Raw genomic sequence first — 23,129 nt, forward strand, 5'->3', positions numbered from 1 at the left:
CGTTTGGTCGCATATCAGCCAAAACGGCCGATGCTGTCCAGCGACAGGCCCGGTTCCTTGTTAGCCAGACTTCGGAATCACCCCGCCGAGCGCGACGGTCAATTCGCCGGCGACTTCGCGCACGATTTGGCCGATTTCCAGCAATCTGTCGTCGGTCAGGCGGCTGGTCATGCCCGAGACGGAAATCGCCGCAAGCGGCTCTGCGCAGTCGTTGTAGACCACTGCGGCAATACAGCGCAGGCCCATACAGGCTTCTTCATCGTCGAGCGCAAAACCCTGCTTGCGGATCTTCTCGAGCTCCTTGAACAGGTCGCCCGGCCGCACGATCGACTTCTCGGTCAGGCGGGGCATGCCGTGATGGCGGATGACCGCGCCGACGTCCTCGTCCGAATAAGTCGCGAGCACTGCCTTGCCGACGCCTGACGTCACCATGGCGACGCGGCCGCCGACCTGGGTCAGCGAGCGCATGATCTCGCGGCTCTCCATGCGGGTCAGCACGATGATGAACTCGTCGTCGACGACAGCGAGGTTGGCGGTCTCGCGGGTGAGATCGCGCAGCTTGCGCAAGTAAGGAATCGCCTGCGTGGAGAAATTACGCCGCCGGGCAAAGCTCGCGCCCACGGTAAAACTGCGCACGCCGACATGCCATTTGGACTCGGCGCGGTCGAACTGCACGAAGCGGCGGCTTTCCAGCGTCGCCAGCAGCCGGTGCACGGTCGAGGCGGACAGGCCGGTGCGCACGGCGAGGTCGCTGAGGCGATAGCCTTCGTCGTCTTCGGCCAGTGTTTCGAGGATCGACAGCGCGCGGTCGACGGACTGCACGCCGCCATCGCGCGCGTCGTGGTCGGCCTCCGATGGCGATCGAGGCTCGAGCGATTTGCGCCGGATCACGTTCTTGCTCATCGCGACCTGACCGTTCTCCCTCGCCCTATTCTTATTTCCCTCTCCCCGCTTGCGGGGAGGGGTCAGGGTGAGGGGGAGTCTCCGCGAGGACGGTGACAGTCAGACTCGTGGAGAGTCCCCCTCACCCGAATTGCTTCGCAATTCGACCTCTCCCCGCACGCGGGGAGAGGTGAATAACCACCCGCTCCGGATCATATCGAAGCGGCTTCGTCATACTCAGAGCAGCCCTGCTCCGCGCGCCCACTTGTACTTGGCGCCGAGCACCTCGACCGGAAGCTCGGTGGAGTAGGCGTAGGCCGGGATGCCGTTCTGGTAGAGATATTCGGCGGCTTCCTCGACCTCGACGTCGCCGGCGAGCGAGGCGACGATCGGCTTCACGAAGCCCTTGGCCTCCATCTCCTTCTTCACCTCGACCATGTTGCGGGCGAACACCATCGGCGGCGTGACGATGGTGTGCCAGTAGCCGAGGATCAGCGAATGGATCCGCTCGTCCGACAGGCCGAGCTTCACCGTGTTGACGTAGGTGATCGGCGGCTCGCCGCCGGTGATATCCACAGGATTTCCGGCCGCACCGAACGGCGGGATGAACTTGCGGAAGGCCGCATCCAGATCCGGCGGCATCGACATCAGCGACAGGCCGTTGTCGACGCAGGAGTCCGACAGCAGCACGCCCGAGCCGCCCGCACCGGTGATGATCAGGACGTTCTCGCCCTTCGGCGTCGGCAGCACCGGCACGCCGCGGGCGAATTCGAGCAGCTGCCGCAGCGAACGGGCGCGGATCACGCCCGACTGCGCCAGGACGTCCTCGTAGATCTTGTCGTTACCGGCGAGCGCGCCGGTATGCGACGAGGCCGCCTTGGCGCCGGCCGAGGTGCGGCCGGCCTTGAGCACGACGACCGGCTTCTTCTTGGAGACGCGCTTGGCGGCTTCCGCGAACGCACGGCCGTCCTTGAGGTCTTCGCAGTGCTGCGCGATCAGGTTCGTGTTCGGATCCTGCTCGAAGAAGGCGAGCAGATCGTCTTCGTCGATATCGGACTTGTTGCCGAGGCCGACGATCGCCGAGACGCCCATCTTGGCCGAGCGCGAGAAGCCGATGATGGCCATGCCGATGCCGCCCGACTGCGACGACAGCGCCGCGTGGCCCTTGACGTCGTAAGCCGTGCAGAAGGTCGCGCAGAGATTGGCCGGCGTATAGTAGAAGCCGTAAATGTTCGGCCCCATCAGGCGGATGTCGTACTTCTTGCCGACCTCGACGATCTCGGCTTGAAGCTCCGGCGCGCCGGCTTCGGCGAAGCCCGACGGAATCAGCACCGCACCCGGGATTTTCTTCTCGCCGCATTCGGTGAGCGCCGCCGCCACGAACTTCGCGGGGATCGCGAACACGGCCGTGTCGATCACGCCCGGAACGTCCTTGACGCTCTTGTAGGCCTTGTAGCCGAGGATCTCGGATGCCTTGGGATGGATCGGATAGATGTCGCCCTTGTAGCCGCCGTTGATGAGGTTCTTCATCACGGAGTTGCCGATCTTGCCGTCCTCGGCGGAAGCGCCGACCACGGCGACCGCCTTCGGCTGCATGATACGGCTCATGGCCGCGACGATCTCTTCGGTCGGGCGCGGCTTGGGCTTCGGCACATAGGCGAAGTCGACGACGATGCGCACGTCGGCGGCGATCGCGTCCTTGGCCGTCGCGAACACCGGGTTGAGATCGAGCTCGACGATTTCGGGGAAATCGGTGACGAGTTGCGAGACCTTGACGATGACGTCGGCGAGCGCCGTACGGTTCACCGCCTCGCCGCCGCGAACGCCCTTCAAAATCTCATGCGCCTGGATGCCGTCGAGCATCGAGAGCGCGTCTTCCTTGGTTGCGGGCGCGAGGCGGAAGGTAATGTCCTTCAGGACTTCGACCAGCACGCCGCCGAGGCCGAAGGCGACCAGCTTGCCGAACGAGCCGTCGGTGATCGAGCCGACGATGACTTCGGTGCCGCCGGCCAGCATCTGCTGCACCTGGACGCCCTCGATCTTGGCATCGGACTTGTACTTCTTGGCGTTGGAGAGAATGGTCTCGTAGGCCTTCTCGGCATCCTCGGCCGTCTTGAGGCCGACGATGACGCCGCCGGCTTCGGTCTTGTGGAGAATGTCCGGCGAGACGATCTTCATCACCACCGGGAAGCCCATCGAGGAGGCCATTTTGCCGGCCTCACCCGCCGACCTGGCCACGCCCTCCTTCGGCACCGGAATGCCGTAGGCGTCGCAGACCAGCTTGCCTTCCGGCGCGGTCAGGCTGGTGCGGTTGTCCGCCTTGACCTGGTCGAGCACTTTGCGGACGGCATCTTTGGAATTGGACATATGGCTTCTCCCTTGACCTCAGTTCGTTCTTTTCAAAGCGCGCGCATGTAGCGGCTGCCAGTGATGCTTGCCATTCGCCGCGCTCTGTTCCATGTCGCGGAACGGAGTGGCATAAAGCCCACATTACTCCGCCGCTTTGGATCAAAAATGGCTGGCGATGGCATTTGGTATGCCAGAAGCCAACTTGTCAAGCTGCTGCATGACTTAGAACGCCGCAAAAAATAGCCAGCTTGACATTCTGGCATGTGGTATGCCAAAAACTTTCCCGTTAATAATCCTGTAAAAGACGACTCCCACTGGAGGAGATTCGTCGTGTCACTGCGGAAACCAACCAAGGCGTTGCCGAACATGACCGAGGCAGATATCGCAATCGTTCGTATTGCCCCGGAGAGCAGCTTCAAGAACAAGGCGTATGACGCCTTGAAGGAAGCCATCCTCAAGATGGACATCTACTCGACGCCCGAGCCGGTGATGCTCGACGAGCGCGCGTTGTCCGAACGCCTGGGTGTCAGCCGCACCCCGATCCGCGAAGCCATCGCGATGCTCGAGCAGGACGGCTTCGTGAAGACGGTTCCGCGCCGCGGCATCATGGTGGTGCGCAGGACCAAGAGCGAGATCGTCGACATGATCCGCGCCTGGGCGGCGCTGGAGAGCATGGCGGCCCGCCTGATCACCACCACCGCACGCAAGAAAGACATCACGGCGCTGCGCGACTACTTCAAGGATTTCGGCAAGGACCGCCTGCCCGAGGATCACGTCGAGGAATATTCGCGCGCCAACATCGCCTTCCACCAGGCGCTGATCTCGCTGTCGGAATCGCCGGTGCTGGTCGATCTCACCAACGATCTGCTGCTGCACGTGCGCGGCTATCGCCAGCTGACCATCGGACGCAAGGATCGCACCGCCACTTCGCTGCCCGAGCATCTCAGCATGATCGAAGCACTGGAAGCGCGCGACACCGAGCTCGCCGAGAAGCGCGCCCGCGACCACACCCTTGGCCTTGCCGCTTACGTCGAAGCGCACGGTCAGGAACTGTTCACCTAGCAACGTTCACCAGAAGGGCGAGCCATTCGCCCACAAAGCCTAAAACGGCATATGAGACCAGGGAGACAAGGCCCATGCTGAATACCGCGACCAAGTCCGAAGCACCGGGCACCGAGCAGGAACTGACGGATGGCTTTCATCTCGTCATCGACGCGCTCAAGCTGAACGGCATCAACACCATCTATAATGTGCCGGGCATCCCGATCACGGATTTGGGCCGCATGGCGCAGGCCGAAGGCATTCGCGTGATCTCCTTCCGCCACGAGCAGAACGCCGGCTACGCCGCGGGCATTGCCGGCTACCTCACCAAGAAGCCCGGCGTCTGCCTCACGGTGTCGGCGCCCGGCTTCCTCAATGGTCTCACCGCGCTCGCGCACGCCACCACCAACTGCTACCCGATGATCCTGATCTCGGGCTCCTCCGAGCGCGAGATCGTCGACCTCCAGCAGGGCGACTACGAAGAGATGGACCAGCTCGCGATCGCCAAGCCGCTGTGCAAGGCGGCCTATCGCGTGCTGCATGCCCAGGACATCGGTATCGGTCTCGCCCGCGCCATCCGCGCGGCGGTGTCGGGCCGTCCGGGCGGCGTCTATCTCGACCTGCCGGCAAAGCTGTTCGGCCAGGTGATGAACGCCGATGCCGGCCAGAAGTCGCTGGTCAAGGTGATCGACGCCGCGCCCGCGCAGATCCCCTCGCCCGCTTCGATCAAGCGCGCGCTCGACGTGCTCAAGGCGGCGAAGCGTCCGCTCATCATTCTCGGCAAGGGCGCGGCCTACGCGCAGGCTGACGAAGAGATCAAGTCGTTCGTCGAGAAGAGCGGCGTGCCGTTCCTGCCGATGAGCATGGCCAAGGGCCTCCTCCCCGACACGCATCCGCAATGCGCTGGCGCCGCGCGCTCCACGGTGCTGAAAGAATCCGACGTCGTGCTGCTGATCGGCGCCCGGCTGAACTGGCTGCTCTCGCACGGCAAGGGCAAGAGCTGGGGCGAGACCCCGAAGAAGTTCATCCAGGTCGACATCGAGCCGCGCGAGATGGACTCCAACGTCGAGATCGTCGCGCCCGTCGTCGGCGACATCGGCTCGGTCGTATCGGCCTTCAATCAGGCGATCAGCACGGGTTGGACCGCGCCGCCGGCCGAATGGACCAAGGCCATCGTGTCCAAGCGTGACGAGAACGTCGCCAAGATGGCGCCGAAGCTCATGAACAACAAGTCGCCGATGGACTATCACGGCGCGCTCGGCGTGCTGAAGAACGTGATCAAGGATCACCCGGAGGCGATCCTCGTCAACGAGGGCGCCAACACGCTCGACCTCGCCCGCGGCGTCATCGACATGTACAGGCCGCGCAAGCGCCTCGACGTCGGCACCTGGGGCGTGATGGGCATCGGCATGGGCCAGGCGATCGCGGCGGCGCTCGAGACCGGCCATCCCGTGCTCGCGGTGGAAGGCGACTCGGCCTTCGGCTTCTCCGGCATGGAGGTCGAGACCATCTGCCGCTACAACCTGCCGATCTGCGTCGTCATCTTCAACAATGACGGCATCTATCGCGGCACCGACGTCAACAGCGTCAACGCCGATCCGGCGACGACGGTGTTCGTCAAGGGCGCGCGCTACGACAAGATGATGGAAGCCTTCGGCGGCGTCGGCGTGAATGCCACCTCGCCCGACGAGCTCAAGCGCGCCGTCAACGAGGCGATGGCCTCGGGCAAGCCGACGCTCATCAACGCGGTGATCGATCCGGCCGCGGGCTCGGAGAGCGGCCGCATCGGCAACCTCAATCCGCAGAGCGTTCTGCAGAAGAAGAAGTAAGGCATGATCCGGAAAAGCGCACAGCGGTTTTCCGAAGAGATCATGCCCAAACAAAAGAGCTGAAGCGCCAAGCGCGCTTTAGCCTCCTCTCCTTCAACCCTATTCCCTGCCGGGTGCAGGGGCAGACACAGAGTACGGAGCAATACGATGACCAAAGCGCTCAAGGGCGTTCGCATTCTCGACTTCACCCACGTCCAGTCCGGGCCGACCTGCACGCAGCTGCTGGCATGGTTCGGCGCCGACGTGATCAAGGTGGAACGTCCGGGCGTGGGTGACATCACCCGCGGCCAGCTGCAGGACATCCCGAACGTGGACAGCCTGTATTTCACCATGCTCAACCACAACAAGCGCTCGATCACGCTCGACACCAAGAACCCCAAGGGCAAGGAAGTCCTCACCGAGCTGATCAAGAAGTGCGACGTGCTGGTCGAAAACTTCGGCCCCGGCGTGCTCGACCGCATGGGCTTCCCCTGGGAGAAGATCCAGGCGATCAACCCGAAGATGATCGTCGCCTCGATCAAGGGCTTTGGCCCTGGCCCCTACGAAGACTGCAAGGTCTATGAGAACGTCGCGCAGTGCACCGGCGGCGCCGCCTCGACCACCGGCTTCCGCGACGGCCTGCCGCTCGTCACCGGCGCGCAGATCGGCGACAGCGGCACCGGCCTGCACCTGGCGCTCGGCATCGTCACCGCGCTCTATCAGCGCACGCATTCGGGCAAGGGCCAGAAGGTCACCGCGGCGATGCAGGACGGCGTGCTCAACCTCGCCCGCGTCAAGCTGCGCGACCAGCAGCGCCTCGCGCATGGTCCGCTCAAAGAATACAGCCAGTTCGGCGAAGGCATTCCGTTCGGCGACGCCGTGCCGCGCGCCGGCAACGATTCCGGCGGCGGCCAGCCCGGCCGCATCCTGAAGTGCAAGGGCTGGGAGACCGATCCCAACGCCTACATCTACTTCATCACCCAGGCTCCGGTCTGGGAGAAGATCTGCGACGTGATCGGCGAGCCCACCTGGAAGACCGATCCGAACTACGCCAAGCCCGCGGTCCGCCTGCCGCGCCTCAACGAGATCTTCGGCCGCATCGAACAGTGGACGATGACGAAGACGAAATTCGAGGCGATGGAAATCCTCAACAAGGACGACATCCCCTGCGGGCCGATCCTGTCGATGAAGGAGATCGCCGAGGACCAGTCGCTGCGCGCCACCGGGACCGTGGTCGAGGTCGATCACCCGACCCGCGGCAAGTACATCTCGGTCGGCAACCCGATCAAGCTGTCGGATTCTCCGAGCGAGGTGGAGCGCTCCCCGCTGCTCGGCGAGCACACCGACGAGATCCTGCGCAGCGTGCTCGGCTTCAGCGATCACCAGGTCGCCGACATCCACAAATCCGGCGCGCTCGACCCGCCGCAGAAGCAGGCCGCTGAGTAAGCGGATCTAGTTCAAGCCAAGAGGAAAGGGCCGCCCGAAGGGGCGGCCCTTTTTGCTTCAGAAGGCCGTGCGGTCGCGGCTCAAACTTAAAAACTGAAAAACAACCCCATGCACAGTAGCTAACCCCTTGGCCACAAGACGATTTCGTATTTTACGAAACGCCCTTTGACACGTCGGGCAAAACAGGTGCATTATGCCATGATCCGACAAAGCCAATATCCTGCCCGGCGAAGAGCGGCCGAGGGGTTGTTCGTCGGACAAACCACCCAACGGCCAGGGCATGATCGGGAAAGCGGCTCAGCGGCTTGCAAAAAAGGTCAGAGGGCCTCCAGCCCCAGCCGGCCAAACAACTTCCGATCGGCTTCGTCCTGCGGATTGCCCGCAGTCAACAGCGTGTCGCCGACAAAGATCGAGTTTGCACCGGCAAAGAAGCACAGCGCCTGCATCTCGTCGGTCATCGCCGACCGCCCCGCCGAGAGTCGCACGAAAGAGGCCGGCATCATGATACGCGCCAGCGCGACAATGCGCACGAACTCGATAGGACCTATCGGCGTCGCCTTCGCCATCGGCGTTCCCGGAATCGGGATCAGCATGTTGATCGGCACGCTCTCCGGCGCTTCCGGGAGGTTGGCGAGCGTGACCAGCATGTCGACGCGGTCCTGTTCGCTCTCACCCATACCGAGAATTCCGCCGCAGCACACTTTCATGCCGGCCTCGCGGACATGCTCCAGTGTGTCGAGACGATCGGCGAATGTGCGGGTGGAGATGACGCTCGGATAGTAGCGCTCCGAGGTATCGATATTGTGATTGTAGTAATCAAGCCCGGCTGCACTCAGCCGGTCGGCCTGATCCCGGTCGAGCATGCCGAGCGTCATGCAGGTCTCGAGCCCGAGCTCCTTCACGGCTCCGACGACCTCGACAATGGCATCCATGTCGCGCGGCTTCGGATTGCGCCAGGCCGCCCCCATGCAATAACGCGTCGCGCCGCTGTCTTTTGCCTTACGTGCCTCGGCAACGATCTTCCCGACCTCCATCAACTTGGAGGCTGCAAGAGCGGTCGCATGATGCGACGACTGGCTGCAGTAACCGCAGTCTTCCGGACAACCACCTGTCTTGATGTTCAGCAGCCGGCTCAACTGCACGCGATTTGGGTCAAAATGCTCCCGATGTACGGATTGTGAACGGAAGAGCAGATCGTTGAAGGGAAGCTGGTAAGCCGCCCATGCATCTTCACCGGTCCATCTTTGAGACCTTTGCGGCCTTTCCTTCGCGGGGATTGTCTCCCCGTCGTTCACACCGAACATTACACATCTCCTGACATTGCGGCGGGACCATCGCACTATCGCAAACCTGGCGCCAGTCCGCAGGGTCCCTGGAACATAAGCGGCGGCGTGCCGTTGTTAGCTAAGCCGGCGTGCTATCCCGACGTACGAGCAACGCAGCCGCCAAGGCGAGTAACTGAAACACATCGCAAAAGCATCTGCGCAACGCTGCAGAATTGGTCTTCTTCTCGCCCCGAAAGGTAGCAAGCCCACGCACAGCGTTTGCGGGTGGGAGGCGTCGGCCAGCACTTGTCCTGTCACAGCTTGTTGATCAAAACGAGGTCGAAATGTTGAGAGATCAATCCTCGGATCGGGCCAAGCGTGAAGCCAACAAGGCGTTCAAGCCTGTCAAAACGCAGAAGCCGATGAATGACTATGCGAAGGACCAGCACTCCTTCAACGAGAACCGCGAGCGCCTGAAGGCGGAGCGATTGGCCCGCGAGGCCAAGTCGGGAAACCGCTCCGAATAGGAAACGCTCTCTGGCTGGTTACGATCTTATGTCCGGGCGATTGAAGGTCGCGCTGAAGGCGCTGCGTCGAAATCGATGCCGGACCTAAAGCGCGATGAGATCGGAATAAATCGTCTCGCACTTTAGGTTATTGCTTGAGCATGATCTTTTCGGAAAACCGCTTCGCACTTTTCCGGCTCATGCTTTAGAGCATCGAGAGCACGACGATCCCGTCTTCGAGCTCGCCGGAAGCCAGCCGGCTCCGCGCAATGCGCTCGAACTCCGTCCGGTATTTCTGAAGATAGCTGAAGGCCTGTTTCTGCGTCTGGAACGTAGTCGCAAGGCGGCACATCTGCCGGCCTGCGCCAAGCGCGAGAAAGAAGGTGATTGTGCCGCCGCTGTCCGACTTGACCCTAGGCACGATCCGCACTCTTTGGCATGTGACCGGCCCTCTCCAGATTTTCGTCGGCGCTGTTGAAATCGACTACTGCGACAGCTTTCTCTTGCGCTTCGTCAGGGTCGGCGCCGGCAACGATGCTTGAAGAGTTGCATCGGCCGCTTCCTTGGCTTCGCGCAGCTCGCGAAGCCGCGCCATGTTCTTGCGAACATCGACGGCCTGTCTTTCGACGTCCGCCATGGCCCGCGTTCCCTCCTCGGCCGCCAAACGCTGACGGTTGGAACGCGCAATGCTTTGGGGTGACGGTTCAGCCGACTTCTTGCCGCTCATGCTTCACCCACTCCGACAACGGACAAAACCCGCTCAATCCCTGGGATCGAGCGGGCAGCGTGGCCGTTTCAGTACATCCGTGAAACGGCGCAGTATCTTAAGCCAGCGAGAGATTCTCTGCGCTGACCTTGCCTCGCATCTTGTCGGTCTTGGCCTCGAAGTTGACCTTCTGGCCCTCGGCGAGACCTGAGAGACCAGCCCGCTCGACCGCGCTGATGTGAACGAACACATCGTTGCCGCCGTCGTCGGGCTGAATGAATCCAAAGCCCTTTTGGCCGTTGAACCACTTCACGGTACCTGTCGTCATTATTCTTCTCCAAAGCGCATACGCGCATATTCCGCGTGACACTCACGCGGAACCAGATTCAATTCGTCGATGTCTCTGGAAAAGGAGCCCGCGGGCGCATTCAACAAGGCACAGCGGCTGAACGAACAAGCATCACGGTATACCCCATCATCGCCAGTTGCAAGGCTTGGCGGGATTTAATGCCTCATGGGCCGCAGTGGAACTTTTTCAACTTTGAGGATTCAGGCCCGAAAGGCGCCTGAGACAAGGTGAGTTGCGCGTTCGCAGCCGCGATTGGTGCCAGCTGACCGTGCTCGCCTGAGAGCGTCGACACGATGTCGCGTTATCGAGCGCTCACCGTACACCACCAGCAAGCTGCTCTCGGAAGAACCGCACCACTCTCCCTCCAGCCAAAATCGACTACGGGCACCGAAAGGCTGCCAAGCGCCACACGTGCGGGCACCACCGCGAAGGGATCGCAGATCGCACCTGACAGTACGGGGTCGGACTGGAAGCGTGAACGACTTGCTCCCGGCGTTGGCGTCAAGGCAAGGTGCTGGAAAACAGGGAGGTCAGCATGTCACTGCTCGGTAAGGCCGCCGTCGCGATGTGGTGGAGCGTCCGCCCCGAGCAGCGTGCGGAGTTCGGCGACTGGCATTCCCACGAACATTTTCCCGAGCGGATGAGCATTCCCGGCTTCCGGCGCGGATCTCGCTGGACCAGCACGACGGACACCGAAGGCTTCTTCGTGCTGTACGAGCTGGAGCGGTACGAGGTGCTCACGTCGAAGGGATATCTCGATCGGCTCAACGCGCCGACGCCATGGTCGACCAAGATGATGCCGCATCATCTCGGCATGGTCCGCAGCCAGTGCCGCGTCGCCGCCAGCTTTGGCGGTGGCGTCGCGACCTCGCTCGCCACCATCCGGCTTTCGCCGGAGGCCGGGCGCGAGGCGGAGTTGCAGACACATCTCTCGGAGATGCTCGGCAAATTGGCGCAGATGCCGGGACTGACCGGCGCCCACCTCCTCCTGACCGACACGCCCCGGACCAGCTCGCCCACCACCGAGCAGCAGATCCGCGGCAAGGACGGGGCCGCCGACTGGATCATGCTGCTGTCTGGTTACGATGCCGACGCGATCGAGCAGGTGACCGCCGACCGACTTTCGCCGGCGGCGCTTGGCGCTCTGGGCGCGCAGGACAATCCGACGATCGGCCGCTACCGGCTCGCCTTCACGATGACGCCGCAGGATGTGGCAGCGATCTGACGGATCGATCGTCCGGCCGGCCCGCGAGGTAGAGCTCTCACCAGGCGAACTCGATTCGAGTGAGCGCGCAAACGGCCAACCGTTGCACATGGATGATGTGTTTCAGGTTCTCGCGTGCAGCCCGAAGGCGCACAAGTCACGCCAGGCGTGAGCTCAGCTCCCCTCGCCTGCGTCCCCGTCGCTTCCCTCCTCGCCCGCGACATATTCGAGGATGTCTCCGGGCTGACAATCGAGCTCGCGGCAGATCGCGGCCAGGGTCGAGAAGCGCATCGCCCTCGCCTTGCCCGTCTTCAGGACCGACAGGTTCTGGATGGAAATGCCGATTGCGTCGGCAAGGTCCCCGAGGCGGCGCTTCCGCTTCGCAAGCATGACATCGAGGTTCACGACGATCGGCACCAGCATTCACCTCAGATCGTCAGCTCGTTTTCGGACTGCAGCAGGATGGCGTGCTCGATGACGAATTTCAGCGCCATCAGGAACATCCCGCCCGCGATCGTGCCGATGTCGAGGTTGTAGGACGGCAGGAAGAACTTGACGTCGCCGATCTCGTGCAAGGCATAAGCCACCGCGTTGCCGGTGATCAGGTCGATGAACGGCCAGATCACCAGAATGATCCCCATCCACCACACGCCCTGAAGCGTCTCGGATACGAAGATCCGGCCGCGTGCGAATCGGTGCACCATACGGTGCAGGATGCCGATCAACACGGCGAAGAACGAGAGCTGAAGCGCAAATAGCGTCCAGAACAACAGCTGTCCCGGGCGCGACATCTCGAGCGGATTGGCGACGAGGCCTGCGCATTTCACCTGGTCGGGACCAAGGCTCGCCGCGATCGAGGCGGAGGCGGTCGTGCTCCGGAGGTAGGCGAGCCACACCACCACCGGCAGTGCCGCCCAGATCGCCCAGAACGCAAGATCGAGACGCCGGAACCAGCTCTGCCGGGCCTCCCGTACCGATATCTCCGCCACACCCATCTCCAAGCACTCCGCAATTTCCAGGCAACCAACCTCCCCTAATATGCATGTTCCGTGTGATTGACCCAACCTTAAGCGCGATATATTGATCGTTTATCATGAAATATTTCATGACAATTTATCCAACATGGAGCCCCCATGCGTTCCACCCTCGTCCGGCACCTGCTCGCAGCGCTGTTGTCCATCTCCCCGCTTGGAAACGCCGAAGCCGCAACGGCCAGCGGTCCCGCCGGCGTCTGGCTGACACAGTCGGGCGACGCGAGGATCAAGGTGAGCCGTTGCGGCAATGCGCTATGCGGCAGGGTCGTCTGGCTGAAGGAGCCGATCGACAAGAAGACGGGCAAGGCGCAGCTCGACGACCATAACGGCGATCCTGCGTTGCGCGGCCGGAAGATCGTCGGCATCTCCCTGTTCATCGACATGCAGGCGGCCGGCGCCAATCAATGGTCGGGCAGGATCTACAATGCCGACGACGGAAAGACCTATGCGAGCACCGTCACCTTGCTGCCTTCGGGCAATCTCAATGTCCGGGGCTGCATGGGAACGTTGTGCGCGGGTGAAGACTGGACGCGGTGAGCGGCAAACCGATCCGAACAACTTCAAAGACAGCATCAAAGACAACATCCAGGGCCGCCGGTTTCGGCGGCCCCCGTTTATCTGCAATGCCATGTCGGATCGGCGGCATCCCGGTCGTCCTTGAGACATGAATGGGCCGTAGACGCCAAGGTCGGGCCCATCAATGCAAGAGGATGAAAGAACATGCCCAGCACTGTACGTCTGCACCGCGTTCTCTCGACCAGCCCGGAGAAAGTCTATCGCGCCTTCCTCGAGGCGGATGCGCTGGCGAAATGGCTACCGCCGAATGGCTTTACCTGCACCGTCCATCACCTCGAGCCCAAGGTCGGGGGAACGTTCAAGATGTCGTTCCGGAATTTCACGACGGGCAACAGCCACGCCTTCGGCGGCGAGTATCTCGAGCTCGTCCCCGGCGAACGGCTCCGCTACACCGACAAATTCGACGACCCCAATCTGCCCGGCGTGATCGAGGTGACCGTGACGCTGAAGAAGGTCTCGGTCGGCACCGAGGTTGACATCACCCAGGCCGGCATCCCCGACGTCATCCCGCCCGAGGCCTGCTATCTCGGCTGGCAGGAATCGCTGCGCAATCTGGCAAAGCTCGTCGAGCCCGAGATCAACCAGTAGCGGCAACATCAGTATCGTAGGGTGGGCAAAGCGCAGCGTGCCCGCCAATCTCTCTCAACCTCGGAAAGATGGTGGCACGCCCACCCTACGGCACTGACGCGCACCTTCATTGTGGCCATCCTTCGAGACGCCCGCTTTGCGGGCTCCTCAGGATGAGGAAGGAGGGCACGGCAGCAATTTCAGCGGGCGCCAATGCTGCTTAGCCTCATCCTGAGGAAACCGCGAAGCGGTTGTCTCGAAGGACGAGGCGCGCACTCAAATCGCGCAAAGGGCCTACGCGCCCGCTCTCGGCTCTATCCCGCCGCCTGCGGTCCAGCGATCGGGGTCGGGGCTATGTCCGATCAGCGCGAGGCCGTAGGCGATCGACTCGAACTGGTCGCCCGACATCAGCCGTTCGTTGCCGAACCGTTCGGCGAACAGCTTTCGGACGGCGGGCACGAACGAGGTCCCGCCGGTCAAAAACACCTTTTCCACCTCACGCGCGGTGATGCCGGCTTCGCCCAGCACCTTGTCGACCGTGGCACCCAGCCGGGCGATATCGTCGGCGATCCAGGTGTCGAAATTCTTCCGCGTGATGGTCGAGCCGATATCGACCCCGCCGCCCTTGAAGCGGAATTCCACCTGATCGTGCGCCGACAGCGCCACCTTGGCGTCGGACACCGCGCGGTACAGCGAGAAGCCGAGGTCGAGATCGACGATGGTGATGAAGTCCTCGAGCAGAGCAGGCTTCAGCGCGGTGCGCGCAAGCTCGCGGAGCTCGCGCAGATCGCCGTTGCTCTTCATCATCGCGAGTTGATGCCAGCGCGCGAGGTTGGTGTAGTGGCCGGTGGGGACCGGCAGCACCTTGTCGAACGAGCGGAAGCTCGACCCCTTGCCCAGCCGCGGCGAGACGACGTGGTCGACGATGCGGTAATCGAACGTGTCGCCTGCAATCCCGATGCCGGCGTGTCCAAGCGGCTCGGCACGCAAGGCACCGCCCACGCGCGAGAAACGCATCACGGAGAAATCGCTGGTGCCGCCGCCGAAATCCGCAACCAGCACGGTGGCATCGCGCTCCAGCCGGCGGGCGAACGAGAACGCGGCGCCCACGGGCTCGTAGACATAGCGCGCGTGGCCGGCGCCCAGGCGTTCGAATGCGGCCCGATAGCGCTGCATCGCCAGCGCCTCGTCGGGATTGCCACCGGCGAAGCGCACCGGGCGGCCGACCGTGATGGTTGACGTCTCGAAGCCGAACCTGTCTCCGCCATGGCGCGCCAGCGTTCGCAGGAACGCCGCCAGAATATCCTCGAACTTGTAGCGCTGCCGGAACACCTGCGTGGTGTTGAAGCTGCTGCTCGCAGCGAAGGTCTTGAACGACTGGAGGAAGCGGTAGACGTGGCGGCCTTCGAGGAACTGCTCGATCGCCCACGGGCCGCCCTCGGCCTGGGCTCCGGCTCCCGGCCGGTCCTCCCAGAAGCACAGGGCCGACACGTAGACGCTGTGCCGTTGTCCGCCGTGGTCGAAGCGGATGGCCTCGACCCGGCGGTCGTCCGCCGCGATCGCGACGACCGTGTTGCTGGTCCCAAAATCGATGCCGATCGAGACGGCGGCCGAGGCGCTCGACATGAAACACTCTGACAGTTGGTTGGAAGGGGGCAGACCACTAACGGCTTTGACCTGCCCTGCCAAGGCCCGGATCCGCAGGGATTCCGTCCAAATCCGCTCAAATGCGCGGCTTCAGCAGCCGTTTTGCAATTTTCAGCCCGGAACGGCCGCTTTAACGCATCATTATGCCGCAATGCGGGATGACGCATGCTGCTATGCAATGGCATGCATAGACAGTGGCATCTGGTATACATAAATTGCCCTTCGAAATGAGACAGCAATACTGACTGTCTCGAGAAAGGGAATTCCGATGTCCAAAGCCGCTTCCGTCGCGCTCGCCCCCTCCGCCTCGCTGTTCACCCGCTTCCTGGCCGCGGTCGACCGCTTCCTGATGGCGAGCGCCGAGATTTCGAATCACAACGGCGACCTGCCCCGCTTCGGCCTGTAAGCAGCGCCTCCCGCGCGGCAAGCGCGACGCGCCGGTTTCAGAACCGTCCACATGCTACTTTTGATGAATGGCCCCGCAGGACGGGGCCATTTCTATTTGCGTTGTCCGATTCACACGCCCAGGCCGCAAAGGTCTGCGGCATTTGCGCACGGTGAGCGGACCAGCGCTTGAACCTTGGCATAATGAATACAAGAATGCCTCTCCAGCGCTCGCAGAAAAATTAGAGGCGCCACGGGAGGCTTTATGACGGACATGGTGCAGGCAACGGCTCCAACCGCCGCGCGGGTTAGCGACACGTATCGCTGGGCGCAATTGGCGGTCGGTGTAGCGGCGATGGTGATGATCGCCAACTATCAATACGGCTGGACGTTCTTCGTCCCCGACATCCAGAAAAAGTTCGGCTGGGATCGCGCCTCGATCCAATGGGCCTTTACGCTCTTCGTGCTGTTCGAGACCTGGCTGGTGCCGGTCGAAGGATGGTTTGTCGACAAATACGGCCCGCGCATCGTCGTGCTGATCGGCGGCATTCTCTGCGCCATCGGCTGGGCGATCAACGCGCAGGCCACCACGCTCAACGGCTTCTATCTCGGCATGATCATCGCGGGCATCGGCGCGGGCGGCGTCTATGGCACCTGCGTCGGCAATGCGCTGAAATGGTTTCCCGACAAGCGCGGTCTTGCTGCGGGCATCACGGCGGCCGGCTTCGGTGCAGGCTCTGCACTGACCGTCGCGCCGATCCAGGCCATGATCAAGGACAGTGGCTTCCAGACCACCTTCCTCTATTTCGGCCTCGGACAAGGCATCGTCATCTGCATCCTCGCCTTCTTCCTGCTGGCGCCGAAGCCAGGCCAGGTGCCGGCCGTGGCGGCGAACGCCGCGCTGGTGCAGACACGTCGCAACTACCAGCCGACCGAGGTGCTGCGTCAGCCGATCTTCTGGCTGATGTACTTCATGTTCGTGATCGTCGGCGCCGGCGGCCTGATGGTGACAGCGAACCTGAAGCCGATCGCGGTCGACTGGAAGGTCGACAGCGTTCCGGTGACGCTGATGGCGGTGACGATGACGGCCGTGACCTTCGCGGCGACGATCGACCGCGTGCTCAACGGCCTGACGCGTCCGTTCTTCGGCTGGATCTCCGACATGATCGGCCGCGAGAACACGATGTTCATCGCCTTCGGCATGGAAGGGTTCGGCATCTGGATGCTCTATCTCTGGGGACACGACCCGCTCTGGTTCGTGCTGCTGTCGGGCTTCGTGTTCTTCGCCTGGGGTGAGATCTACTCGCTGTTCCCCTCGACCTGCACCGACACGTTCGGCGCCAAGTTCGCGACCACCAATGCGGGCCTGCTCTACACCGCAAAGGGTACCGCCGCGCTGCTTGTCCCGATCGCCAACTACATGCAGCAATCGTCGGGCACGTGGGACAGCGTGTTCATCATCGCGGCCGGCGCCAACATCCTGGCTTCGCTGCTGGCGATCATGGTGCTCAAGCCCTGGCGCAAGGTCGTGGTCGCGAAATCGACCGCCGCCGCCTGACGCGCACCACCACATCTAAACCAAGCACGACGCCCGGCCTCACGGCCGGGCGTTTTCGTTTTTACAGAACCCGCCTTGGCTACCGCTGATCTGAAGGGAACCGTGCACTTTTCTTGCGCTGCGTCACAAGATTGGGCTTGCCTTCTGGAATATGGTATACCAATGTCCCCGCCGCGCTTGCGACGATAAGCCACAATATTTGCGACACTGGGTCATCTTGCAATCCCAGGTCGCATTCAATCAGGCGCGTTGGGAGGTTATTGATGATTTCCAGCACGGACGGCGCCGTCACAGCCGCGCCTCTTCGCACCGGTTTCCGTTGGTTCCAACTCGCCATGGGCATCGTCTGCATGGCGATGATCGCCAACCTGCAATACGGCTGGACGCTGTTCGTCGATCCGATTGACGCCAAGTATCATTGGGGCCGCGCGGCGATCCAGCTCGCTTTCACCATCTTCGTCGTCACCGAGACCTGGCTGGTGCCGATCGAGGCCTGGTTCGTCGACAAATACGGTCCGCGCATCGTCATCATGTTCGGCGGCGTCATGATCGCTCTGTCCTGGGTGTTGAACTCCTACGCTGACTCGCTCGCCCTGCTTTACGCCGCCGCAGTCGTCGGCGGCATGGGCGCCGGCGCGGTGTACGGCACCTGCGTCGGCAACGCGCTGAAATGGTTCCCTGATCGCCGCGGCCTCGCCGCCGGTGCGACCGCCGCCGGCTTCGGCGCAGGCGCCGCGCTCACCATTGTGCCGATCGCGACCATGATCGTAACGAGCGGCTACCAGCACGCGTTCCTCACCTTCGGCATCGGCCAGGGCCTGATCGTGTTCGTGCTCGCCTTCTTCATCCAGCCGCCGCGGATCTCGATCCCGCCGAAGAAGAAGCAGCTCAATCTGCCGCAGACCAAGATCGACTTCACCCCGCCGCAGGTGCTGCGCGCCCCTATTTTCTGGGTGATGTATCTCGTTTTCGTCATGGTCGCCTCCGGCGGCCTGATGACCGCGGCGCAGATCGGCCCCATCGCGCACGACTACAAGATCGCCGACACGCCGGTGACGCTCGCGGGCTTCCAGATGGCGGCATTGACGTTCGCGATCTCTCTCGACCGCATCTTCGACGGTTTCGGACGTCCCTTCTTCGGCTGGGTCTCCGACACGATCGGCCGCGAGCACACCATGTTCATCGCCTTCGGCACCGCGGCGCTGATGCTGCTGACGCTGTCGGCCTATGGAAACATCCCTGTCGTCTTCGTGCTCGCGACCGCGGTGTACTTCGGCGTGTTCGGCGAGATCTACTCGCTGTTTCCCGCCACCTGCGGCGACACGTTCGGCTCGAAATACGCAACCACCAACAACGGCATGCTCTACACCGCGAAGGGCACGGCATCCCTGCTCGTCCCGCTCGCCAGCGTGATCTCGGCAACGTACGGCTGGAAGGCCGTGTTCGTGGTCGCGGTGGCGCTGAACGCGACGGCGGCGCTGACGGCGCTGTTCGTGATCAAGCCGCTGCGCCGCTCCTTCATCCTCGGCAAGGAAGCCGAGAGCGCGAATGCCGCGACGGGTAACGCCAAGACCGGCAACACCAAGACTGGCAACGCCAAGACCGAGACAGCGTAGCGACCACACGCCTTTCAATCGGTCGAAAGGGGCGCAGCGATGCGCCCCTTTTTGCATTTTGGCGTGATGACAAACGTCAGTATTGCTGCCGCAAGAATTTTCGGATCAGCCAAATCGAACGCTTGACGATTGGCATTATGTATACCACACTTCACCTGTCATTCACCCAGGGAGGTTGCAATGCTGGTCGGAGACATTCTGCGCAAAAAGACACCGCGCGTTGTCACGGTGCGAATGAACGAAACGGTGGGTATCGCCGCCAAGCTGATGCGCGCCAACAACATCAGCGCGCTGGTGGTCAAGGACGTGGTCCGTTCCGAAGGCAACACCGCGGTCGGCATGTTCACCGAGCGTGACGTGGTGCGCGCCGTCGCCGAGCATGGTGCCAACGCCATCAACGTCAAGGTCTCGCAGCTCGTGTCGGTGCAGCAGCTCGTGTCCTGCACCTCCTCAGACACGATCGAGCACGTCCGGCATCTGATGAACCGCAATCACATCCGGCACCTGCCCGTCATCGACGATTACAGCCTCGTCTCCGTCATCAGCATGCGCGACATTGCTGCTGCCGTTGACGAAGCGATCAACGGCTCGCCGCAAGCAGCAGCTTAGAGCGTCACACTTCCCCTGCGACGACCGGCCCCGGCTCGGACCTCTCCGAGCCGGACCGGATCTTTCGTCCCAAAATTCCGGACACCCGCGAGGATTTCATGAAGATCTGCATCTACGGCGCCGGCGCGATCGGCGGATATCTCGGGGTTCAGCTCGCACGCGCTGGCGCCGACGTCAGCCTGGTCGCGCGCGGCGCCCACCTTGCCGCGATGCGCGAGCGCGGTCTGACCCTGCTCGCGGGCGAGGAGAAGCACACCGTGCATCCGCGCTGCACCGACGATCCCGCCGAGCTCGGCGTGCAGGACTACATCATCATCACGCTGAAGGCGCATTCGATCACCGGCGTGATCGAGAAGATGCAGCCGCTGCTCGGGCCGCACACCCGCATCGTCACCGCCGTCAACGGCATCCCCTATTGGTATTTCTACAAGCACGGCGGCCAATACGAGAATTCGACGCTGGAGAGCATCGACCCCGGCGGACGGCAGTGGCGCGAGATCGGCGCCGAGCGCGCCATCGGCTGCATCGTGTATCCCGCCACCGAGATCGAAGCGCCCGGCGTGATCCGCCACGTCTACGGCAACAATTTTCCGCTCGGCGAGCCCTCCGGCGAAATCACGCCGGACGTGCAGCGCCTCGCCGATCTCTTCGTCGCCGCCGGGCTGAAAGCGCCGGTGCTCGACCGCATCCGCGACGAGATCTGGCTGAAACTCTGGGGCAATGTCTGCTTCAACCCGATCAGCGCGCTGACCCATGCAACGCTCGACGTGATCTGCACCGATCCCTCCACGCGTGCGCTCTCGCGCGCGATCATGGTGGAGACGCAAGGCATTGCCGAGACGTTCGGCGTCAAATTCCGCGTCGACGTCGAGCGCCGCATCGAGGGCGCCCGCAAGGTCGGCGCGCACAAGACCTCGATGCTCCAGGATCTCGAGCGTGGCCGTCCGATGGAGATCGATCCGCTCGTCACCGTGGTGCAGGAGATGGGCCGCCTCACCGGCATCGCCACGCCCGCGCTCGACTCGGTGCTGGCGATGGTGACCCAGCGCGCCCGCATCGCCGGCCTCTATGACGGCGTCTCCGCACCTGCCGATCCCCGTGCACTGGCGGTGGCGTGATGACGGGCGAGATGAAACAATGGCTGCGCTACCGCCATAGCGGTGCGACCGGGTTCGGCAGCCTGACGGCCTCAGGCATCAGCGTGCATGAGGGCGAGATGTTCGGCCGCCACGCAGCCACCGGCAAGATGCTGGCGCTGTCTGAGGTCGAGCTGCTCGCACCCTGCGCGCCCAGCAAGATCGTCGCGCTCTGGAATAATTTCCACGCGCTCGCCGCCAAGCTGAACCAGCCCGAGCCGCCGGAGCCGCTCTATCTGCTGAAGGCCACCACCAGCATCACGACGCCGGGCGCCGTGATCCGCCGCCCCTCTTATTACGACGGCAAGACCACCTATGAGGGCGAGCTCGGCATCGTCATCGGCAGGACCTGCGCCCGCGTCTCGCCGGCGGAAGCGGACAGCTTCATCTTCGGCTACACCTGCGTCAACGACATCACCGCCAACGACATCCTGACCAGCGATCCCACCTTCCCGCAATGGGCCCGCGCCAAGGGCATCGATGATTACGGCCCGTTCGGCCCCGTCATCGCAACCGGCCTCGATCCGGCCAAGCTCACCGTGCGCACCATCCTCAACGGGGCGGAGCGGCAGAACTATCCGATCTCGGACATGATCTTCACCGCGCAGGAGCTGGTCAGCAAGATCTCCCACGACATGACCCTGCTTGCCGGTGATCTCATCGCCGTCGGCACCTCGGTCGGCGTCGGCGTGATGAAGGAGCCGGTGAATATTGTGACCGTCACGATCGACGGCATCGGCGAACTGACCAACGAGTTTCGGCTCTAGCTCTCTGTCATTCCGGGCTCGCGACTTCGTCACGCCCCGGAATGATGACGGAGGGTGTGGGCCGCCACCACCCCAACTTCGGGAAAACCTGGCACTCTCCGCACCGCCCTCCACCGATCGGCTGACACCGGCGGCTGTGGATCGCGTTGGCTGACACGTCAGGCAATCCGCGCGCCCCTTGATCTCGGTTCCGCTCTCCAATAGCAACTATGGCGAGAATGTGTCCCGGGTGGGGAAGTCACGATGTGGCTGTTTTTCGTGGTTGCCTGGTTTGTCCTGCTAGCCGCGATCGCGATCCTCGCCCAGCAGGCGTTTGGTTATGACGTCGCGCACTTGCCTACGCTGTTTGCGGACCTGCCTATGCCGCAGCGTATCGCAACCGGCGCGATCGTGACGCTCGGGCTGGCGCTGATCGGCGCCCCCGCCTGGCGGCTCTCGCGTCAGGACCGGCGCCTCAATACCCTGCGCGACCGCCTCAAGAAGACCCGCGAGGACGTCGTCGTCGCCCACGCGCTGCAAAACCACCTCGACGCCACCGTCCAGCATCTGATCGAAAGCGATCCCCGGGAGGCCGTCTCCGCGCTCCACGACAAGCTGGGCGAGATTGAGCAGCGCGCGCTTCTCCAGCAGGGCCGCAACGAATCCACCGACATGCACGACCAGCTCGCCGAGATCCGCCGGCGCCAGCAGGGGGTACGAGAGATGGTCGGCAAGGTCGCCGATCAGCGGCGCGCGGTCGAGCCTGTTTTCACCGAGATCCGCGATCGCCAGAACCAGCTCGAGCGCTCCCTGCTCGACCTCGAGACCGACGACCGCAAGAACAACCTCGCCGACCGCCTGAAAGACGTGGCGCCCGACGTATCGGCGCTGCTGTCACGGGTGAACGCGGTCCAGGACACGTTCATGACCCTCAACCAGTACAAGGAAGATCTGGCGAAATCCCATGCCGAGCTGGTCCCGCTGCGCGCGTCGGACGCCGGCATCAATGCCCTGATCGGCGAGCTCGGCCTCAGCCATGACCGGCTGGCCAAGAGCATCGACGAGCTCGAGACCGGCGGCGAGGCGCCGCTCGACACTCGCGTCGAGACGCTGTCGAAGAACAAGATCGAGATCGAGCAGCGCCTTGCCCGCATCGACGACAACTTCAACATCCTGAAAGCGATCCGGCTCGATTTCGAGGAGCTCGGCCAGCGCCAGGCCCAGCTCGAACGCTCGCTCGCCGACGTGGAGACCGACCCCGACGGCAAGACCCTCGTCGACCGCCAGAACGCGCTGAACGATTTCGTCCTCCAGTCGCGCCAGCGCCTCGGCGCGCTGCAGGAAACGCTGGCAACGCTCAACACCTTCAAGACCGAGCTGTCGAAGTCGCAGGCCGACCTCGTCCCGCTGAAGGCGCCGGTGTTCGGGATCGAGGCAATGATCGCGGACGTCGGCACCACGCGCGACCTGCTCGCGAAAACGGTCGGCGAGATCGAGGCGAACGGCGACGTCACCCTCGCCTCACGCGTGGATGCCTTGACGAAGAGCAAGCGCGAAGTCGAAGACCGCCTCGCCCGCATCTTCGACAATTTCAACGCGCTGGATGCCTTGCGCAAGGATATCGGCGGCATCTTCTCGACGATTCGGAACAGCCTGAACCGAATCGGGTGAGTGCGCGCGGGCATCACGCAGCCCCCGAA

24 protein-coding genes are annotated in these 23,129 nt (G+C 63.1%); 14 read left to right on the plus strand and 10 right to left on the minus strand.

The annotated features are described in order from the left end of the window. Positions 1-60: 60 nt before the first annotated feature. Both AC5ZFO_RS01710 and AC5ZFO_RS01715 read right to left on the minus strand, forming a co-directional pair. Complete coding sequence (locus tag AC5ZFO_RS01710; protein WP_282518712.1) at positions 61-903, minus strand: IclR family transcriptional regulator; 843 nt, start codon at positions 901-903, stop codon at positions 61-63. Positions 904-1,119: 216 nt separating this feature from the next. Next, complete coding sequence (locus AC5ZFO_RS01715) at positions 1,120-3,249, minus strand: acetate--CoA ligase family protein (RefSeq protein WP_282518713.1); 2,130 nt, start codon at positions 3,247-3,249, stop codon at positions 1,120-1,122. Positions 3,250-3,597: 348 nt separating this feature from the next. On the opposite strand from AC5ZFO_RS01715, the gene AC5ZFO_RS01720 reads away from it, so the two are divergent. From AC5ZFO_RS01720 to frc, 3 genes are all read left to right on the plus strand, one after another. After that, positions 3,598-4,293: a GntR family transcriptional regulator gene (locus AC5ZFO_RS01720; protein ID WP_166105920.1), complete on the plus strand. Its 696-nt coding sequence runs from the start codon at positions 3,598-3,600 to the stop codon at positions 4,291-4,293. Positions 4,294-4,367: 74 nt separating this feature from the next. Continuing rightward, on the plus strand, positions 4,368-6,101 hold the full coding sequence (gene oxc, locus AC5ZFO_RS01725; RefSeq protein WP_282518714.1) for an oxalyl-CoA decarboxylase: 1,734 nt from the start codon (positions 4,368-4,370) through the stop codon (positions 6,099-6,101). Positions 6,102-6,248: 147 nt separating this feature from the next. Then, a complete protein-coding gene (frc, locus tag AC5ZFO_RS01730) occupies positions 6,249-7,526 on the plus strand; it encodes a formyl-CoA transferase (protein WP_282518715.1) in 1,278 nt (425 codons plus the stop codon). Between the two features lie 317 nt (positions 7,527-7,843). Here frc and bioB read toward each other — a convergent pair whose 3' ends face one another. Next, complete coding sequence (bioB, locus tag AC5ZFO_RS01735) at positions 7,844-8,830, minus strand: biotin synthase BioB (RefSeq protein ID WP_282518716.1); 987 nt, start codon at positions 8,828-8,830, stop codon at positions 7,844-7,846. Between the two features lie 305 nt (positions 8,831-9,135). Between bioB and AC5ZFO_RS01740 the strand changes: the two genes are divergently transcribed. Beyond that, entirely contained in the window at positions 9,136-9,318 is a 183-nt protein-coding gene (locus AC5ZFO_RS01740) for a hypothetical protein (RefSeq protein WP_282518717.1), read from the plus strand. Between the two features lie 184 nt (positions 9,319-9,502). Here the strand turns inward: AC5ZFO_RS01740 and AC5ZFO_RS01745 are convergent, their stop codons facing one another. The 3 genes from AC5ZFO_RS01745 to AC5ZFO_RS01755 all read right to left on the minus strand — a co-directional run bounded on the left by AC5ZFO_RS01745 (position 9,503) and on the right by AC5ZFO_RS01755 (position 10,331). Further along, entirely contained in the window at positions 9,503-9,727 is a 225-nt protein-coding gene (locus AC5ZFO_RS01745; RefSeq protein ID WP_282518718.1) for a hypothetical protein, read from the minus strand. A 54-nt stretch (positions 9,728-9,781) separates the two neighbouring features. Further along, entirely contained in the window at positions 9,782-10,024 is a 243-nt protein-coding gene (locus AC5ZFO_RS01750; RefSeq protein ID WP_282518719.1) for a transcriptional regulator, read from the minus strand. Positions 10,025-10,121: 97 nt separating this feature from the next. Beyond that, positions 10,122-10,331 (minus strand): cold-shock protein, encoded by a 210-nt coding sequence (locus AC5ZFO_RS01755; protein WP_028151479.1) that lies wholly within the window; start codon positions 10,329-10,331, stop codon positions 10,122-10,124. Positions 10,332-10,887: 556 nt separating this feature from the next. On the opposite strand from AC5ZFO_RS01755, the gene AC5ZFO_RS01760 reads away from it, so the two are divergent. Next, the gene (locus AC5ZFO_RS01760) at positions 10,888-11,577 is read left to right on the plus strand and encodes a hypothetical protein (protein ID WP_282518720.1); all 690 of its coding nucleotides are present in this window, start codon (positions 10,888-10,890) and stop codon (positions 11,575-11,577) included. Between the two features lie 153 nt (positions 11,578-11,730). On the opposite strand, the gene AC5ZFO_RS01765 is transcribed toward AC5ZFO_RS01760, so the two are convergent. Further along, positions 11,731-11,973, minus strand: coding sequence for a helix-turn-helix domain-containing protein (locus tag AC5ZFO_RS01765; protein WP_282518964.1), 243 nt, complete (start codon positions 11,971-11,973; stop codon positions 11,731-11,733). An 11-nt stretch (positions 11,974-11,984) separates the two neighbouring features. Continuing rightward, a complete protein-coding gene (locus tag AC5ZFO_RS01770; RefSeq protein ID WP_282518721.1) occupies positions 11,985-12,545 on the minus strand; it encodes a DUF2975 domain-containing protein in 561 nt (186 codons plus the stop codon). 144 nt (positions 12,546-12,689) lie between these two features. On the opposite strand from AC5ZFO_RS01770, the gene AC5ZFO_RS01775 reads away from it, so the two are divergent. Next, positions 12,690-13,127: a DUF2147 domain-containing protein gene (locus AC5ZFO_RS01775; protein WP_282518722.1), complete on the plus strand. Its 438-nt coding sequence runs from the start codon at positions 12,690-12,692 to the stop codon at positions 13,125-13,127. A gap of 183 nt (positions 13,128-13,310) precedes the next feature. Continuing rightward, entirely contained in the window at positions 13,311-13,754 is a 444-nt protein-coding gene (locus AC5ZFO_RS01780) for an SRPBCC family protein (RefSeq protein WP_282518723.1), read from the plus strand. A 273-nt stretch (positions 13,755-14,027) separates the two neighbouring features. Here the strand turns inward: AC5ZFO_RS01780 and AC5ZFO_RS01785 are convergent, their stop codons facing one another. Further along, the gene (locus tag AC5ZFO_RS01785) at positions 14,028-15,359 is read right to left on the minus strand and encodes an Hsp70 family protein (protein ID WP_282518724.1); all 1,332 of its coding nucleotides are present in this window, start codon (positions 15,357-15,359) and stop codon (positions 14,028-14,030) included. 289 nt (positions 15,360-15,648) lie between these two features. On the opposite strand from AC5ZFO_RS01785, the gene AC5ZFO_RS01790 reads away from it, so the two are divergent. Together AC5ZFO_RS01790 and oxlT (AC5ZFO_RS01795) are read left to right on the plus strand one after the other, a co-directional pair. Continuing rightward, positions 15,649-15,786, plus strand: a complete 138-nt coding sequence (locus AC5ZFO_RS01790; RefSeq protein WP_282518725.1) for a hypothetical protein — start codon at positions 15,649-15,651, stop codon at positions 15,784-15,786. 243 nt (positions 15,787-16,029) lie between these two features. Then, entirely contained in the window at positions 16,030-17,322 is a 1,293-nt protein-coding gene (gene oxlT, locus AC5ZFO_RS01795; RefSeq protein ID WP_282518726.1) for an oxalate/formate MFS antiporter, read from the plus strand. A gap of 79 nt (positions 17,323-17,401) precedes the next feature. Here oxlT (AC5ZFO_RS01795) and AC5ZFO_RS01800 read toward each other — a convergent pair whose 3' ends face one another. Beyond that, positions 17,402-17,599, minus strand: a complete 198-nt coding sequence (locus AC5ZFO_RS01800) for a hypothetical protein (RefSeq protein WP_282518727.1) — start codon at positions 17,597-17,599, stop codon at positions 17,402-17,404. On the opposite strand from AC5ZFO_RS01800, the gene oxlT (AC5ZFO_RS01805) reads away from it, so the two are divergent. The 5 genes from oxlT (AC5ZFO_RS01805) (at position 17,586) to AC5ZFO_RS01825 (ending at position 23,100) form a co-directional block, all read left to right on the plus strand. Continuing rightward, on the plus strand, positions 17,586-18,938 hold the full coding sequence (gene oxlT / locus AC5ZFO_RS01805; protein ID WP_282518728.1) for an oxalate/formate MFS antiporter: 1,353 nt from the start codon (positions 17,586-17,588) through the stop codon (positions 18,936-18,938). The genes AC5ZFO_RS01800 and oxlT (AC5ZFO_RS01805) overlap by 14 nt on opposite strands. A gap of 180 nt (positions 18,939-19,118) precedes the next feature. Continuing rightward, the gene (locus AC5ZFO_RS01810) at positions 19,119-19,547 is read left to right on the plus strand and encodes a CBS domain-containing protein (RefSeq protein ID WP_282518729.1); all 429 of its coding nucleotides are present in this window, start codon (positions 19,119-19,121) and stop codon (positions 19,545-19,547) included. Between the two features lie 98 nt (positions 19,548-19,645). Then, positions 19,646-20,665 carry a 2-dehydropantoate 2-reductase gene (locus tag AC5ZFO_RS01815; RefSeq protein WP_282518730.1) on the plus strand — a complete coding sequence of 340 codons (1,020 nt, stop codon included), beginning with the start codon at positions 19,646-19,648 and terminating at the stop codon, positions 20,663-20,665. Beyond that, complete coding sequence (locus tag AC5ZFO_RS01820) at positions 20,665-21,450, plus strand: fumarylacetoacetate hydrolase family protein (protein WP_282518731.1); 786 nt, start codon at positions 20,665-20,667, stop codon at positions 21,448-21,450. Before AC5ZFO_RS01815 ends, AC5ZFO_RS01820 begins: the two co-directional genes overlap by 1 nt. Positions 21,451-21,693: 243 nt before the next feature. Beyond that, a complete protein-coding gene (locus tag AC5ZFO_RS01825) occupies positions 21,694-23,100 on the plus strand; it encodes a hypothetical protein (protein WP_282518732.1) in 1,407 nt (468 codons plus the stop codon). The last annotated feature ends 29 nt before the right edge of the window (positions 23,101-23,129 follow it).

Source organism: Bradyrhizobium sp. Unk1, from assembly GCF_059512345.1.

Bases quoted from the DNA above. Each gene is read 5' to 3' on its own strand.
- AC5ZFO_RS01710 (WP_282518712.1), bottom strand. From the start codon at position 903: ATGAGCAAGAACGTGATCCGGCGCAAATCGCTCGAGCCTCGATCGCCA.
- AC5ZFO_RS01715 (WP_282518713.1), bottom strand. From the start codon at position 3,249: ATGTCCAATTCCAAAGATGCCGTCCGCAAAGTGCTCGACCAGGTCAAG.
- AC5ZFO_RS01720 (WP_166105920.1), top strand. From the start codon at position 3,598: ATGACCGAGGCAGATATCGCAATCGTTCGTATTGCCCCGGAGAGCAGC.
- oxc (WP_282518714.1), top strand. From the start codon at position 4,368: ATGCTGAATACCGCGACCAAGTCCGAAGCACCGGGCACCGAGCAGGAA.
- frc (WP_282518715.1), top strand. From the start codon at position 6,249: ATGACCAAAGCGCTCAAGGGCGTTCGCATTCTCGACTTCACCCACGTC.
- bioB (WP_282518716.1), bottom strand. From the start codon at position 8,830: ATGTTCGGTGTGAACGACGGGGAGACAATCCCCGCGAAGGAAAGGCCG.
- AC5ZFO_RS01740 (WP_282518717.1), top strand. From the start codon at position 9,136: ATGTTGAGAGATCAATCCTCGGATCGGGCCAAGCGTGAAGCCAACAAG.
- AC5ZFO_RS01750 (WP_282518719.1), bottom strand. From the start codon at position 10,024: ATGAGCGGCAAGAAGTCGGCTGAACCGTCACCCCAAAGCATTGCGCGT.
- AC5ZFO_RS01755 (WP_028151479.1), bottom strand. From the start codon at position 10,331: ATGACGACAGGTACCGTGAAGTGGTTCAACGGCCAAAAGGGCTTTGGA.
- AC5ZFO_RS01760 (WP_282518720.1), top strand. From the start codon at position 10,888: ATGTCACTGCTCGGTAAGGCCGCCGTCGCGATGTGGTGGAGCGTCCGC.
- AC5ZFO_RS01775 (WP_282518722.1), top strand. From the start codon at position 12,690: ATGCGTTCCACCCTCGTCCGGCACCTGCTCGCAGCGCTGTTGTCCATC.
- AC5ZFO_RS01780 (WP_282518723.1), top strand. From the start codon at position 13,311: ATGCCCAGCACTGTACGTCTGCACCGCGTTCTCTCGACCAGCCCGGAG.
- AC5ZFO_RS01785 (WP_282518724.1), bottom strand. From the start codon at position 15,359: ATGTCGAGCGCCTCGGCCGCCGTCTCGATCGGCATCGATTTTGGGACC.
- AC5ZFO_RS01790 (WP_282518725.1), top strand. From the start codon at position 15,649: ATGTCCAAAGCCGCTTCCGTCGCGCTCGCCCCCTCCGCCTCGCTGTTC.
- oxlT (WP_282518726.1), top strand. From the start codon at position 16,030: ATGACGGACATGGTGCAGGCAACGGCTCCAACCGCCGCGCGGGTTAGC.
- oxlT (WP_282518728.1), top strand. From the start codon at position 17,586: ATGATTTCCAGCACGGACGGCGCCGTCACAGCCGCGCCTCTTCGCACC.
- AC5ZFO_RS01810 (WP_282518729.1), top strand. From the start codon at position 19,119: ATGCTGGTCGGAGACATTCTGCGCAAAAAGACACCGCGCGTTGTCACG.
- AC5ZFO_RS01815 (WP_282518730.1), top strand. From the start codon at position 19,646: ATGAAGATCTGCATCTACGGCGCCGGCGCGATCGGCGGATATCTCGGG.
- AC5ZFO_RS01820 (WP_282518731.1), top strand. From the start codon at position 20,665: ATGACGGGCGAGATGAAACAATGGCTGCGCTACCGCCATAGCGGTGCG.
- AC5ZFO_RS01825 (WP_282518732.1), top strand. From the start codon at position 21,694: ATGTGGCTGTTTTTCGTGGTTGCCTGGTTTGTCCTGCTAGCCGCGATC.